Source organism: Methylorubrum podarium, from assembly GCF_022179745.1.
In the GTDB taxonomy this organism is placed as follows: Bacteria; Pseudomonadota; Alphaproteobacteria; order Rhizobiales; family Beijerinckiaceae; genus Methylobacterium; species Methylobacterium podarium.
Map to the genome: position 1 here is coordinate 1 of NZ_BPRD01000237.1, position 13619 is coordinate 13619.

Consider the following 13619-nt stretch of genomic DNA (forward strand, 5'->3'; position numbering starts at 1 on the left):
GTGCCGACCTCGCCGCCGTCCTCGCCACCCTCGCCCATATCCGCGGCGACACCGCCGACCTCGACGGAGCGTTCGCCGACGCCTTTCCCGGCGCCCGCCTCGTGATCCCGCCGCCGGCGCGCGAGGCGCGGTTCGGCGTGATCTTCTCGGAGTATCCGAAGCGCGTGTTCGAGCCGTCCGAACTCTCCGACGGCACGCTGCGCTACCTCGCTCTCGCGGGCGCGCTGCTCGCCTACCGGCTGCCGCCCTTCCTGGCGCTGAACGAGCCCGAGACCAGCCTGCATCCGGACCTGACGGAGCCGCTGGCGCGCATGATCGCCCGGGCGGCGCGGCGCACGCAGGTCTGGCTGGTGACGCATTCCGAGCGCCTCGCCGCGGCCTTGGCCGAAGCCGGCGGGGTGCGTCCCCGCCTGGTGCTCAAGCGCGAGGGCGCGACCTGGATCGACGGCCTGCGGCTGGCCGGCGACTTTTCCGACGAGGACGCGTGAGCCATGCGGGTCGTGATCGAGGCCGTGCTGACCGGGCGCGCCGCGCCGCTCGGGACGACGACGAGCGCCATCGCCAAGGCGCCCGTGGAGGGTCCCGTCGCGGTGGGGCCGCTCGGGCTCGCGGGCGACGCGCAGGCCGACCGCCGCTTCCACGGCGGCCCGGAGAAGGCCGTTCACCACTACGCCCTCGACCACGCCGCCGCGTGGCGCGGCGAACTGCCCGGCCTGCCCGACCTGCTGGAGCGGCCCGGCGCCTTCGGCGAGAACGTTTCGTCGCACGGTCTGACGGAAGCCCGGGTCTGCGTCGGCGACCTGTGGCGGGCGGGCAGCGCCCTGCTCCAGGTCTCGCAGGCGCGGCAGCCCTGCTTCAAGCTGAACCTGCGCTTCGGCGTGCCGGACATGGCCCGGCGGGTGCAGGCGAGCGGGCGCACCGGCTGGTACTACCGGGTGATCGAGCCCGGCGCCGTGGCGGCGGGAGAGGCGCTCGACCTCGTGGAGCGTCCGCACCCGGACTGGCCGCTGTCGCGGCTCCTGCACCACGTCTACGTCGATCGCCTGAACGCGGCGGCCTTGCGCGAGATCGCCGCGCTGGCACCGCTGACCGAATCCTGGCGGGCGCTCGCCGCCCGCCGGCTCGCGAGCGGCGCCGTGGAGGACTGGCGCCGGAGGCTCGGGGAGGCGGAGTGAGCCTCAGTCCCGCTCGCGGGTGATGTCCGGCGCGTCGGGGTTCTTCATGCCGACGACGTGGTAGCCGGCATCGACGTGCAGGATCTCGCCGGTCATGCCGCGGGACATGTCGGAGAACAGGTAGGCCGCGGTCTCGCCGACCTCCTCGATGGTCACGGTCCGGCGCATCGGCGCGTTGTACTCGTTCCACTTGAGGATGTAGCGGAAGTCGCCGATGCCGGAGGCCGCCAGCGTCTTGATCGGTCCGGCCGAGATCGCGTTGACGCGGATTTGCTTCGGGCCGAGGTCGGCGGCGAGGTAGCGCACCGACGCCTCCAGCGCGGCCTTGGCGACGCCCATCACGTTGTAGTGGGGCATCCACTTCTCGGCGCCGTAATAGGTCAGGGTCAGCATCGAGCCGCCCTCGCGCATGATCTTCTCCGCCCGCTGCGCCACGGCGGTGAACGAGTAGCAGGAGATCAGCAGCGACTTGGTGAAGTTCGCCTCCGAGGTTTCGAGGTAGCGGCCCGTCAGCTCGTCCTTGTCGGAGAAGGCGATGCAGTGGACGACGAAGTCGATGCCCTCGGGAAACAGCTCGGCGGTCGCTTTGAACGCGGAATCGATCGAGGCCGGATCGGTGACGTCGCAATGGCCGACCACGTGCGCGTTCAACTCGCGCGCCAGCGGCTCGACGCGCTTCTTCAACGCCTCGCCCTGGTAGGTGAAGGCCAGTTCCGCCCCGTGGGCGGCGGCGCTTCGGGCGATGCCCCAGGCGATCGAGCGGTTGTTGGCCACTCCCAGCACCAGCCCGCGCTTGCCCGCGAGCAGCCCGCCCGGCTTCTGTTCCGACATGCGTCACCTTCGCTTCGGCCGCGCGGGCGCCTCTCGAGGGACGGCCCTGCGCCGGGGGCTTCCTTAGCGGAGGGTGGCCGGGGGGGGAAGCCTGAAGGCGTCCGGGATCGCCGGACGGCGATCCCGGTCTTCATTGTTTGGGCCTCAAGCGCCGGCGGCCGCCTCCGCGGCCTCAGGCTTTCGCTCCGCTCAGCGCCTCGGCCGATGGCCGAGGCCCGCTCCGCGGGCGCTCTTCGCGCCTGCCATACGGCACAATCCTTCCCGGCCCGGCACTCTCAGCCGCGCGCCCTCTGTCTTGAGCGTCTCGAAGCCGACCCTTACGCCGTCCCGGCCTTGGCCTCGCGGCGGCGGCGGGCATAGTCGGTCAGGGCCGCGTCGTCGCTGGCCGGCAGGGTGATGGCGGTGGTGGCGAACAGGTCGCCGCGGGTGCCGTCCTTCTTCGGCAGGCCCTTGCCGCGCAGGCGGAAGGTGCGGCCGGAACTCGTCATCGCCGGCACCTTCATCTCGACCGCGCCGGTGAGCGTCGGCACGCGCAGGGTCCCGCCGAGCACCGCATCCTCCAGCGGCAGGTCGACGGTGGCGCGCAGGTCCGCGCCCTCCACCTTGAACAGCGGGTGGGGCAGGACGCGGATGGTGAGCAGCGCGTCGCCGGGCTCGCCGCGCGGGCCGCCCGAGCCGCCCAGCCCCCGCAGGCGGATGGTCTGGCCGTCGACGACGCCCTTGGGGATCATCACGTCGACGTCGCGCCCGCCGGGCAGGCCGATCCGCATCTTCTCCTCGCCCGCGACCTGCTCCAGCGTGACGCTGAGCTCGGCCGCGACATCCTCGCCGCGGGCCGGCCCGCCGCGGGCGAACCCGCCGGGCCCGGCGCCGCCGGCGCGGAACGCCTCGCCGAAGATGTGGCTGATGAAGTCCTCGCCGATGCCGCCGGGTCCCGCTCCGCCGCCGGCTCCGCCCGCACCGCCCGCGCCGCGGGCGCGGGTGAATCCCTCGAAGTCGAAGCCGGCGCCGCGCCCGCCGCCGAAGCCGGAAAAGCCCTCGAAGCCGGTCGCCCGCGGCTTGCCCTCGGCGTCGATCTCGCCGCGGTCGAACTGCGCGCGCTTCTCCTTGTCGCCGAGGATCTCGTAGGCGGTGTTCGCCTCCGCGAAGCGCTCGGCGGCCTTCGGATCCTTGTTGCTGTCGGGGTGGTACGCCTTGGCGAGCTTGCGGAAGGCCTTCTTGATCTCGGCCTCGCCCGCGCCCTTGGCCACGCCCAGAACGTCGTAGGGGTTTCGCATCGGGATTCTTTTGTGGGGGTCGCAACCGTCTAGGGATACGGCCTCTGCCGCGTGGCTACAACGTGGGAAAGGCGTTGCGGTTCTGCAACACCGTTATTCACCACGTTCACCGCCCCGCGCACGGATTTTTCGCGAGCCGCTTCCGGACAGCGTTCAGGATTTGGCCTCGCCGGAGGCGCGCAGCCGCTTCAGCTCCCATTCCCCGCCGGAGGGCTTGCAGCCGGTGCCGCGCACGAAGCGGTTGTTGGCGCCGCCGACCACCGTCGCGAGGAAGTCGCGGCAGATCTCGTCGCCGGCCACGTAGGGCAGGCCGGTCGGGTTGATCGCGCCGCGCATGGCGGTCTCCGGGTTCTCCCACTTGACCGGGCGCCCGTTGCCCTGCGGATCGAGGGCGACGGAGAGCGCGGCGTGGGCCCGGCGCCAATCCTCGCCGTCGAGGTCGCGCCCGAAGCTCGCGGGCCGCTTCGGGATGCTGCCGGTGACGAGCGGTTCGGGCGCGGCCGGCGCCTCCTCGCTCTTGAACGACAGGATCGGCCCGCTGCAGGCACCGCAGGAGAGGGCGGCGAGGCCGAGGGTCAGCAGCCCCGCGATCCGGCCCGCAACCCGGCCGGTGAAGCCGTGCCGGGGCGCGGATCCGCGCGTCGAGACAGCCTCTCCTTCGGCGGAGCGCGCGCGAACGAGGGCTGTGCCGAGGGCTTTACACGGACGCAGACGCATTACACCTGAACTCGAGACAGAACGGGGTCCGACGGGGTGTGCTGCCCGACGTCGGTGCCCCCCGACCCGGCTGCCACAGGGACGAAAATGGCCATCGATCGGTTAAGAGAGGGTGATGCGCAGGCCTTGCCGGTGCATCCGGAGGACTTCACCCTGTCCGGCGACCCCTGGGCGCTGTTCGCCGCCTGGATGGCGGAGGCGGAAGCCTCCGAGCCCGTCGACGCCAACGCCATGGCGCTCGCCACCGCCGGCCCCGACGGCCTGCCCGACGTGCGGGTGGTGCTGCTGAAGGGCTACGATCCGCGCGGGCTCGTCTTCTACACCAACGCCGAATCGGCCAAGGGCGGGCAGTTGCTGGCCAACCCGCAGGCGGCGACGGTCCTGTACTGGAAGTCGCTCGGCCGGCAGATCCGCGCCCGCGGCCCCGTCTCCCCCGTGACGCCCGAGGAGGCCGACGCCTATTTCGCGAGCCGCCACCGCGACAGCCGGATCGGCGCCATCGCCAGCCGGCAATCGCGCCCGCTCCTCGACCGGCCGACCCTGATGGCCGAGGTCGCCGCCCTGGCGGAGAGGTACGAGAACGGCCCGGTGCCGCGTCCCGAGCACTGGCTCGGCTTCCGCATCGCCCCGGTGCAACTGGAGTTCTGGCAGAACGGCGCCTACCGCCTGCACGACCGGGTCCGCTTCACCCGCGAGGGCGACGGCTGGGCCCGCGCGCGGCTCTATCCCTGATGTTCCAGTCCTTCCCCTCATCCTGAGGTGCGGAGCGAAGCGGAGCCTCGAAGGAGGGCTCCAGGGATCGCGCGACCTCTGGAGCCCTCCTTCGAGGCTGCTTCGCAGCACCTCAGGATGAGGGGGGTTGGTCGGATGAGCCGGTCGAACAGACGGTGCGAGACGCTCAGGGCATCACCGAGCGGATCGCCGTGATCAGGCTCTCCTCGGTGTAGGGCTTGCGGATGAACAGGCCGTCGGCCGGGACGTCGCCGGGGGCGGGCCGCACCTTGCCGGAGGTGATGACGATGCCGACCTCCGGCCAGCGCCGGTCGATGCAGGCGGCGAGCTTGATGCCGTCGATGCCGAGCGGCATGTCGATGTCGGTCACGACGACGCAGACCGCCTCGCCCGTGTCCTGACTCGCGTCGAGCATGCGGATCGCCTCGTTGCCGTTGCGGGCTTCGCGCACGGCGTAGCCGGCCTCGGCGATCAGCTCGACCGCGGCGTGCCGGGTCACGGCATCGTCCTCCACGACGAGGACGGTCGGCCTCGCTTCCGCTTCGCTCACGCGCGTCGCATCCCTTCTCCGATCCTCGAACCCGCGACCCCCGCCTTGGGGTTGCATGAAGACCGGCGCGGAACAAGCGCGGAAAGCGGGCGGGGCCTCGGCTCCGGGGCACCGCGTCCCGCGCGCGCTTCGCCGCTCGTTTCGCCTCTTGTTTCGCAATGCAGCGCGGCCCTGGATTTCCGGCGGGGCGCGGCTTATCCCTTGGGGCGAAGACCCGCTCGAGCCCGCTCACCGCGGTTGCGCGTCGCGGGCAGCGAGGGACCCGGCCTTGGCCTCATCCAACGAACGTCGACGGGTGATGCTGCTCACCGGCGCGAGCCGCGGCATCGGGCACGCCACCGTCAAGCGCTTCTCCGCCGCGGGCTGGCGCGTCATCACCTGCTCGCGCCATCCCTTCCCCGAGAACTGCCCGTGGGAGATGGGGCCGGAGGACCATCTCCAGGTCGATCTCGCCGACGCCGCGGACACGGTGCGCGGGGTGCGGGAGGTGGCCGAGCGGCTCGCCGCCGAGGGCGGCCTGCTCCACGCGCTGGTCAACAATGCCGGCATCTCGCCTAAAGGGCCGGAGGGCGAGCGGCTCGGCGCGCTGACCACGGAATACGAGGACTGGGCCCGCGTCTTCCAGGTCAACTTCTTCGCGCCGATCCTGCTGGCCCGGGGCCTGTGCGACGAGCTGACCCGCGCGCGGGGCTCGATCGTCAACGTCACCTCGATCGCCGGCTCGCGGGTCCACCCCTTCGCCGGCGCGGCCTACGGCACCTCGAAGTCCGCGCTCGCCGGCCTCACCCGCGAGATGGCCGCGGATTTCGGGCCGCTCGGCGTGCGCGTCAACGCGATCTCGCCCGGCGAGATCGACACCTCGATCCTCTCGCCCGGCACCGACAAGCTGGTGCAGCAGATCCCCCAGCGCCGGCTCGGCACGCCGGACGAGGTTGCCAAGGCGATCTACTTCCTCTGCACCGAAGCCTCGTCCTACGTGAACGGCGCCGAGCTCCACATCAACGGCGGCCAGCATGTTTGATCGCCGGGCGGTTCTCGCCGCCCTGCTGTCGCTGACCGCCCTCCCCGCCCCCGCGGCGGAGGACGGGCCCAAGGAGCGGTCGAAGGTCGAGCCGGTGACGCTGCCGTTCGCCGTCAAGGCGATGCGCGGTCCCGGCAGCGACGTGGCCCTGTCGGTCGCGACCTCCGGGCTGCTGCCGGTCGCCCGCGCGCCCGCCAGCGCCGACCCGAAGGCGACGGCCGGCACCGCGGTTGCGCCGGTCGTCGTGGTCTGGGGCGAGGGCGGCGGCGCCGTGCTCAGCCTCGACGGCGACCGCCTGCGCACCACGCTGGTCGGCGCCGAGGCGATCGAGGGCTTCGCCGCCGCCGAGACGCCGCGCGGCGCCGTGCCGGGCTCCCGCCGCGCCCTCGACGGACCCTTGAGCGCCTATCTCACCGGGCCGACCCGGGCGCTCGGCGGCGCGCCGGGCCAGGGCGCCGTCCTGACCCTGCGCGAGCGCCAGCCGCTCGGCGTCACCGCCGAGCCGAAGGCGGTGCCGGTGACGACCCAGACCCTCGCGCCGGGCGACGACCGGGTCTTCGCCGGCCGCACGCCCCGCATCACCCGCCTCGACGGCCGCCCGGCGGTGGTCGCCGTGACCGCGCAGGGGGCGGCCGGCTCCGGCCTCGCCCTCGCCGCGAAGGGAAAGGACGGCACCTGGACGCTGGCGGCGCAGACGCCGCCGCAAGCGGGCAAGGGGAATGAGGCTGCGCCGCTGGCGCTCGCCGCCATCGCCGACTTCTCGGGAACCGGCCAGCCGCAGGTCGCCGCGATCCGCGCCCCCGACGGCGAGGGCGTGCTCCAGCTCTGGCGCTTCGCCGACGGGGCGTTCAGTCTCGCGGGCGAAGGGCCGGGCTATGCCGGCCCGGCGGCGGGCGAGGAGGCCGACCTCGCCGCCCCCGTTCCCCGCGGCGGCAACCCGCCCGACCTCGCCCTGCCGGTCGCCGGCCGCTCCGCCCTCGCTGTGGTGTCGCTGAAGGGCGGCAGCCCGGCGGAGCGGGCGCGCATCCCCCTGCCCGCCCCGGCCGCCCACGGCGTCGCCGTGCTCGACGCGGGCGGAACCGCCAAGACGATCCTCGTCGGCCTCGCCGACGGACGCCTCGTCGCGGTGCCGGCGCCGTGAGCGGAGCGGGGCAGGAAGCCGGTGCGGAGGACGGGCGGCTGTTTCCGGCCCGCCCGCTGATCGGCGTCTCGATCGCGGTGATCCGCGACGGCCGGGTGCTGCTCGCCGCCCGCGCCAACGAGCCGATGCGCGGCGTCTGGACCCTGCCCGGCGGGCTCGTGGAAGCGGGCGAGTCCCTCGCCGCGGGCGCCCTGCGCGAACTGCAGGAAGAGGTCGGCGTGCATGCCGAGGTGGTCGGCCCGAGCCTGACGCCGACGGAGATCATCCTGCGCGACGAGACCGACCGCGTCCGCCATCACTACGTCATCCATCCCCACGCCGCGCTCTGGCGGGCCGGGGAGCCGGTGCCGGGGCCGGAAGCCCTCGCCGTGCGCTGGGCGCGCCTCGACGAGATCGCCGACCTGACCACCACGCCGGGGCTGATCGACACCCTGCGCGAGGCGTTTTTTCGCGTGGGATCGGCGGCGGAAGGGCCGGCAAAAGGTTCGGTATGAGAACGGGATTCGTACGCCTGATCCTCGCCGCCCTGCTCGCCCTCGCTCCGGCGGCGGAGGCCTTCGCCCAGCAGCGCTCGGGCCCGGCCAGAGCCGCTCCCAAGCCGCCCGAGAAGGACAAGGAGCCGCCGCCCCCGGCCGAGCCGCCGCCCGCGCCCTATGATCGCGACCTGATGCGGCTCTCGGAAATCGTCGGGGCGCTCGCCTTCCTGCGAAGCCTCTGCTCCGAGCCCGACGCCGTCGAATGGCCGGCGCGGATGAAGGCGATCCTCGACAGCGAGGGCGTCACCCCGAACCGCCGCGACCGGCTGGCCGGCGCCTACAACCGCGGCTTCCGCGGCTACAGCCTGACCTATCGGGTCTGCACTCCCGCCGCGGGCGAGGCCGCCCGCCGCTACATCGCGGAGGGCGAGCGGCTCTCGCACGCCATCGCCGGGCGGTTCGGGGGGTAGCGGAGCGTTTGTGGCGGGCGCGCCACACTGCGGCGGCGTTGCAAAATTCTTTCGCAATTGCCCCTTCGAATTAACCTCTTCGCAATTCCCTGCTTCCCGGCCCGTAAAGGCTGCCGTATCGTGGCGATGTCTTGCCGGCACTGTTCCGGCCGAGAAGCGAAGCCGCCCGCCATGATCCACGACTCCGACACCGCTCCCTTCGACGTCGATGCGGAGAGCAAGCGCCTCGCGCTCGGGCTGGTGACGGAGGCCTTCGCGGAAGGCTGCCTCGACGGGATCGACGGCGACTGCATGGCGCAGGCCGCCCTGTTCGCGGCCTTCCAGGAACTGGTCGCCACCTACGGCGAGGACGCGACCGCCCGCTACGCCGAGACCCTGCCCGAGCGCATCCGCGGCGGCGGTTTTACGACGACGCTGCAGCACTGAGGGGCGACGCTCGCCGTCTCACGCGAGCCGATCCGCCGAGGAAGGCGGACGACGAGGTGCTACGCCGGCCTCGTCGCGCCGCCGGATGGCTTCGCTGACGCTCGCAATGACGATGCGGGTCCGTTCCGCCGTCATTGCGAGGCGGAGCCGAAGCCATCCAGACCGCGACGCGCGCCGGATGAGACTTCCTCGGATGCGTGAGGCCGTCCCTACATAAAGGAAGACACGGCGCGGCGGGCCACGCTCGGCATCGTCCTCTACCCCGCCGGCAGCGCCTCCTCGAACACGACCGCCTCGCCCCGCGACGGGTTGGCCAGCTCGCCCTGCCACATCACCGGCGTGCCGCGCACCACCGTGCCCACCGGCCAGCCGGTGACGGTGACGCCGTCATAGGGGGTCCAGCCGCATTTCGAGGCGATCCAGTCGTTGCGGATCGTCTCGCGGCGCTTGAGGTCGACCACGGTCACGTCGGCGTCGTAGCCGACCGCCAGCCGCCCCTTGCGGGCGATGCCGAACAGCCGCTTCGGCCCGGCGCTGGTCAGGTCGACGAGGCGGGCGAGCGAGAGCCTTCCGGCATTCACGTGGTCGAGCATGATCGGCACCAGCGTCTGGACGCCGGTCATCCCCGAGGGGGAGTCCGGGTAGGGCTTGGCCTTCTCCGCAAGCGTGTGCGGCGCGTGGTCGGAGCCGAGCACGTCGACGATCCCCTGGGACAGCCCGCGCCAGATCCCGTGGCGGTGCCCGGCGTCGCGCACCGGCGGGTTCATCTGCACCAGGGTGCCCAGCCGGGCGTACGCTTCCTCGCCGTCGAGCGTCAGGTGATGCGGCGTCACCTCGACGCTCGCCACGTCCTTGGCGGCCGCCAGGATCGGCATCTCGTCCATGGTCGAGATGTGCAGGATGTGGATGCGCGCGCCCGTCTCCCGCGCGATCGCGATCAGCCGCTCGGTGGCCTTCACCGCGACCTCCGGCGAGCGCCAGACCGGGTGCGAGGCGGGGTCGCCCGCCACGCGAAGACCCTTGCGATCGCGCAGCATCGGCTCGTCCTCGGAGTGGAAGGCGGCCCGGCGGCGGATGCGCTCGAGGATCGCGCGCACGCCCGCATCGTCCTCGACCAGCAGCGAGCCGGTGGAGGAGCCGATGAACACCTTGATCCCGGCCGCCCCCGGCAGCCGCTCCAGCTCGGCCACCTCGCCCGCATTCTCGTGGGTGCCGCCGACCCAGAAGGCGAAATCGCAATGCATCCGGTGATGGGCGCGGGCCACCTTGTCGGCCAGCGCCTGCGCGCTCGTCGTCTGCGGGGTGGTGTTGGGCATCTCGAACACCGCGGTGACGCCGCCCATCACCGCCGCGCGCGAGCCCGTCTCCAGATCCTCCTTGTGGTCGAGGCCGGGCTCGCGGAAATGCACCTGGCTGTCGATCACGCCGGGCAGGAGGTGCAGGCCGCGGCAATCGCGCCGCTCTTGCGCCGAGGCGCCCGAGAGGTCGCCGATGGCCGCCACCCGTCCGCCGCGGATGCCGAGGTCGGCGCGATGCTCGCCGTCGTGGTTCACCAGCGTGCCGCCGGACAGGACGAGGTCGAAGGGCGCTTCCATCGGGCTCTCCCGGTTCGCATCATGCGATTGAGACGAGGATCAGCGCGGCTTATGTCAGGCGTCCCACGCGCGCAACGCCGCCGTCCGTCCGCCGCGGCCTAAGGAGATGCCATGCCGATCGCCCTGCTGCCGGACCGTGCCGTCGTCGCCGTGTCGGGTCCGGACGCGCTCGCGTTCCTGCAAGGCATCCTCACCTGCAACGTCGAGACGCTGCCCGAGGGCGAGGCGCGGCTCGGTGCGCTGCTGACGCCCCAGGGCAAGATCCAGTTCGATTTCCTGGTCTCCCGCGCCGGGGACGGCTTCCGCCTCGACACCGCCGCCGAGCGCGTGACCGACCTCGTCAAGCGGCTCGGGCTCTACCGTCTGCGCGCCAAGGTGACGGTGGCCGCCGATCCGGCTTCGGGCGTGGCCGCCGCCTGGGACGGGGCGGAGACCGCCGCCGAGACGATCCGCGTCCGCGACGGGCGCCTGCCGGCGCTCGGCGAGCGGCTGTATTTTTCGGAAGGTGCCTTCTCGGCGGACGCGACGGAGGCCGATTACCACGCCCACCGCATCGGCCTCGGCGTGCCGGAGGGGGGGCGCGACTTCGCCTTCGGGGATGCCTTCCCGCACGAGGCGCTGATGGACCAGCTCAGCGGCGTCGACTTCAAGAAGGGCTGCTATGTCGGGCAGGAGGTGGTCTCGCGGATGCAGCACCGCGGCACCGCCCGCACCCGCATCCTGCCCATCGTCTACCGCGACGGTCCGGCGCCGGAGCCCGGCACGGAGGTGACGGCCGGCGCGCGCAGCCTCGGGGTCACGGGAAGCGCCGCCGGCGGACGCGGGCTCGCCACGATCCGCCTCGACCGCCTCGGCGACGCCCTCGCCGCCGGCGAGCCGGTGCGGGCGGGCGGCACGGTCGCCGCCGTGGGCAAGCCCGACTTCGCCGCCTTCGCCTTCCCCTCCGACACGGCCGCCGCCGGATGAGCGCGGACGCCTCCGGCCTCGTCCTCCATCCCGACGGCTGCCCGCGCTGCTGGTGGCCGGGGAACGATCCGCTCTACGTCGCCTATCACGACACCGAGTGGGGCGTGCCGGAGTACGATTCCCGCGCGCTCTACGAAAAGCTGATCCTCGACGGGTTCCAGGCGGGCCTGTCCTGGATCACCATCCTGCGCCGCCGCGACGGCTTCCGCCGCGCCTTCGAGGGGTTCGAGCCGGAGCGCGTCGCCCGCTTCACGGACGACGATGTCGAGCGGCTGATGAGCGACACCGGCATCATCCGCAACCGCGCCAAGATCCGCGGCGCGATCCAGGGCGCGCGGGCGTGGCTCGCGATCGAGGAGGCGGGGCCGGGCTTCGCGCCCTTCCTCTGGGACTTCTGCGACGGCCGGCCGATCCAGACGGATGCGGCGAGCCGCGCCGCGATCGCCACCGAAACCGATGTCTCGCGAAAGATGGGCAAGGCCTTGAAGGCGAAGGGCTTCACCTTCTGCGGACCCACCATCGTCCACGCCTTCATGCAGGCGGTCGGCATGGTCAACGACCACCTCACCGGCTGCCACCGCCACGCCGCCTGCGCGGCACTGGGCGAGGGCCGCCATCCGTGAGCATCGCCGCCTCGGCCCCGAAGAAGCCGGTGCGGGCGTGGCAGCGGATGCTGTCGGGCCGGCGGCTCGACCTGCTCGACCCCTCGCCGCTCGATGTCGAGATCACCGACATCGCCCACGGGCTCGCCCGCGTCGCCCGCTGGAACGGGCAGACGGCGGGGCCGCACGTCTTCTCCGTGGCGCAGCACTCGCTGCTGGTCGAGGCGATCGGCGGCGCCCTCGATCCGCGGATCGGGGCGCCCGAGCGGCTCGAATTGCTGCTCCACGACGCGCCGGAATACGTCATCGGCGACATCATCTCGCCGCTCAAGAACGCCATCGGCGACGCCTATCGCAGCGTCGAGCGCCGCCTGCTCGCGGCGATCCGCCAGCGCTTCGGGCTCTGCGCCCCCTCCCCGGCCCTGTCGCGCCTCGTCAAGCGCGCCGACCGGGTCGCCGCGGCGATCGAGGCGACCCGGCTCGCCGGCTTTTCGAATGCGGAGGCCGACGGGATCTTCGGCCGTCCTCCGGCCCTGCCCGATTCCGTTCGGGCCGAGATCGAGGCGCTGGTCACCGGTTGGCCGACGGCGGAGGCCGAGGCGTGCTATCTCGCCCGCTTCGACGCGCTCCAGCGCGGGGCGCGAGACTGACACGACCATGCCGAGCCTCCACGTCTGCTCCCTCTCGCGCCTGCCCGAGACCGTCGCGGCGAGCGGCGCGAGCCATCTCGTCACCCTGGCCACGCTCGGCAGCGCGGTGGAGCGCCCGGCCGCGATCCGCCCGGAGCACCACCTGCGGGTGGGCTTCAGCGACATCGTCGCGCCGATGGACGGCCATCTGCCGCCGGGCGAGGCGCATGTGCGGGCCGTCCTCGACTTCGTGGCGGCGTGGCCGCGCGAACGGCCGATGGTGATCCACTGCTACGCCGGCATCAGCCGCTCCACCGCGGCGGCCTACGCGATCGCCTGCGCCCTGAGGCCCTCCGCGAGCGAGGCGGAGCTCGCGCAGGAACTGCGGCGGCTCGCGCCGAGCGCCACGCCGAACCGCCTGTTCGTGGAGATCGCCGACCGCCTGCTCGGCCGCGCGGGGCGGATGAGCGCGGCGATCGCCGGGATTGGCCGCGGCGCGGAGGCTTTCGAGGGAACGCCGTTCCGGATCGCCCTGACGTAATCGGCCGCTGCGGATCGGGAAGATCGGTCGCACGCAATCGACCCGGGCTTGTGCGACCGCACGTCGCCCGTCATAACCCGCCCCAAAGGAAACGCGTATGAACGATCATACACCCGACGCGTCCGCGGCGCCGGTGCCGGACGATCTGCCCTTCGAGCAGGCGATGGAGCAGCTCGAGGAGATCGTGCGCCGGCTGGAGCGCGGCGACGTGCCCCTCGACGAGTCGGTGGCGATCTACGAGCGCGGCGAGGCGCTCAAGCGCCATTGCGAGACGCTGCTGAAGCGGGCCGAGGCGCGCATCCAGAAGATCGCCATCGGGCCGGACGGCCGGGCCGCGGGCGCCGCGCCGCTCGACGTCGAATAGGCGTCCGGTGCGGTTCGGATTCCAAGAACATTCATTGCGTGCAAAGGTTTGCGCGCCTTTCCTCACTTTGGGCATGAGGCTGGTCCGGTGGCACTAGCGGACACGA

Annotated in this window: 18 protein-coding genes; 13 read left to right on the top strand and 5 right to left on the bottom strand. The window is 72.7% G+C overall.

Annotated elements, in window-relative coordinates; translation table 11 throughout:
- On the top strand, window positions 1-488 hold a 488-nt coding region (locus MFF42_RS12540), incomplete at its 5' end, for an AAA family ATPase (RefSeq protein ID WP_238256048.1).
- A 3-nt stretch (window positions 489-491) separates the two neighbouring features.
- Entirely contained in the window at window positions 492-1175 is a 684-nt protein-coding gene (locus MFF42_RS12545) for an MOSC domain-containing protein (protein ID WP_238256049.1), read from the top strand.
- A 3-nt stretch (window positions 1176-1178) separates the two neighbouring features.
- Here MFF42_RS12545 and fabI read toward each other — a convergent pair whose 3' ends face one another.
- The 3 genes from fabI to MFF42_RS12560 all read right to left on the bottom strand — a co-directional run bounded on the left by fabI (window position 1179) and on the right by MFF42_RS12560 (window position 4000).
- Complete coding sequence (gene fabI, locus MFF42_RS12550) at window positions 1179-2006, bottom strand: enoyl-ACP reductase FabI (protein ID WP_238256050.1); 828 nt, start codon at window positions 2004-2006, stop codon at window positions 1179-1181.
- Between the two features lie 317 nt (window positions 2007-2323).
- Complete coding sequence (locus tag MFF42_RS12555; protein ID WP_238256051.1) at window positions 2324-3283, bottom strand: DnaJ C-terminal domain-containing protein; 960 nt, start codon at window positions 3281-3283, stop codon at window positions 2324-2326.
- Between the two features lie 153 nt (window positions 3284-3436).
- On the bottom strand, window positions 3437-4000 hold the full coding sequence (locus MFF42_RS12560) for an RT0821/Lpp0805 family surface protein (RefSeq protein WP_238256052.1): 564 nt from the start codon (window positions 3998-4000) through the stop codon (window positions 3437-3439).
- Between the two features lie 87 nt (window positions 4001-4087).
- Here MFF42_RS12560 and pdxH point away from each other — a divergent pair, with 87 nt between their 5' ends.
- Window positions 4088-4732 (top strand): pyridoxamine 5'-phosphate oxidase, encoded by a 645-nt coding sequence (pdxH, locus tag MFF42_RS12565; RefSeq protein ID WP_238256053.1) that lies wholly within the window; start codon window positions 4088-4090, stop codon window positions 4730-4732.
- A 166-nt stretch (window positions 4733-4898) separates the two neighbouring features.
- Here pdxH and MFF42_RS12570 read toward each other — a convergent pair whose 3' ends face one another.
- Entirely contained in the window at window positions 4899-5282 is a 384-nt protein-coding gene (locus MFF42_RS12570; protein ID WP_238256054.1) for a response regulator, read from the bottom strand.
- Window positions 5283-5580: 298 nt separating this feature from the next.
- Here MFF42_RS12570 and MFF42_RS12575 point away from each other — a divergent pair, with 298 nt between their 5' ends.
- From MFF42_RS12575 to MFF42_RS12595, 5 genes are all read left to right on the top strand, one after another.
- Window positions 5581-6303, top strand: coding sequence for an SDR family NAD(P)-dependent oxidoreductase (locus MFF42_RS12575; RefSeq protein ID WP_110351670.1), 723 nt, complete (start codon window positions 5581-5583; stop codon window positions 6301-6303).
- Entirely contained in the window at window positions 6296-7444 is a 1149-nt protein-coding gene (locus tag MFF42_RS12580; RefSeq protein ID WP_238256055.1) for a hypothetical protein, read from the top strand. The genes MFF42_RS12575 and MFF42_RS12580 overlap by 8 nt, the downstream gene beginning before the upstream one ends.
- On the top strand, window positions 7441-7938 hold the full coding sequence (locus tag MFF42_RS12585) for an NUDIX hydrolase (RefSeq protein ID WP_238256056.1): 498 nt from the start codon (window positions 7441-7443) through the stop codon (window positions 7936-7938). The genes MFF42_RS12580 and MFF42_RS12585 overlap by 4 nt, the downstream gene beginning before the upstream one ends.
- Window positions 7935-8390 (top strand): TIGR02301 family protein, encoded by a 456-nt coding sequence (locus MFF42_RS12590; RefSeq protein WP_238256057.1) that lies wholly within the window; start codon window positions 7935-7937, stop codon window positions 8388-8390. Before MFF42_RS12585 ends, MFF42_RS12590 begins: the two co-directional genes overlap by 4 nt.
- A 171-nt stretch (window positions 8391-8561) precedes the next feature.
- Complete coding sequence (locus MFF42_RS12595) at window positions 8562-8816, top strand: hypothetical protein (RefSeq protein WP_017483807.1); 255 nt, start codon at window positions 8562-8564, stop codon at window positions 8814-8816.
- 257 nt (window positions 8817-9073) lie between these two features.
- Here the strand turns inward: MFF42_RS12595 and MFF42_RS12600 are convergent, their stop codons facing one another.
- Window positions 9074-10411: a dihydroorotase gene (locus MFF42_RS12600; RefSeq protein WP_238256058.1), complete on the bottom strand. Its 1338-nt coding sequence runs from the start codon at window positions 10409-10411 to the stop codon at window positions 9074-9076.
- A 111-nt stretch (window positions 10412-10522) separates the two neighbouring features.
- Between MFF42_RS12600 and ygfZ the strand changes: the two genes are divergently transcribed.
- The 5 genes from ygfZ (at window position 10523) to MFF42_RS12625 (ending at window position 13513) form a co-directional block, all read left to right on the top strand.
- A complete protein-coding gene (gene ygfZ / locus MFF42_RS12605) occupies window positions 10523-11377 on the top strand; it encodes a CAF17-like 4Fe-4S cluster assembly/insertion protein YgfZ (protein ID WP_238256059.1) in 855 nt (284 codons plus the stop codon).
- Window positions 11374-12000, top strand: coding sequence for a DNA-3-methyladenine glycosylase I (locus MFF42_RS12610; RefSeq protein ID WP_238256060.1), 627 nt, complete (start codon window positions 11374-11376; stop codon window positions 11998-12000). The genes ygfZ and MFF42_RS12610 overlap by 4 nt, the downstream gene beginning before the upstream one ends.
- The gene (locus tag MFF42_RS12615) at window positions 11997-12629 is read left to right on the top strand and encodes an HD domain-containing protein (RefSeq protein ID WP_238256061.1); all 633 of its coding nucleotides are present in this window, start codon (window positions 11997-11999) and stop codon (window positions 12627-12629) included. Before MFF42_RS12610 ends, MFF42_RS12615 begins: the two co-directional genes overlap by 4 nt.
- Before the next feature lie 7 nt (window positions 12630-12636).
- A complete protein-coding gene (locus MFF42_RS12620; protein ID WP_238256062.1) occupies window positions 12637-13149 on the top strand; it encodes a tyrosine phosphatase family protein in 513 nt (170 codons plus the stop codon).
- Between the two features lie 97 nt (window positions 13150-13246).
- A complete protein-coding gene (locus MFF42_RS12625) occupies window positions 13247-13513 on the top strand; it encodes an exodeoxyribonuclease VII small subunit (RefSeq protein WP_238256063.1) in 267 nt (88 codons plus the stop codon).
- Window positions 13514-13619: the final 106 nt, after the last annotated feature.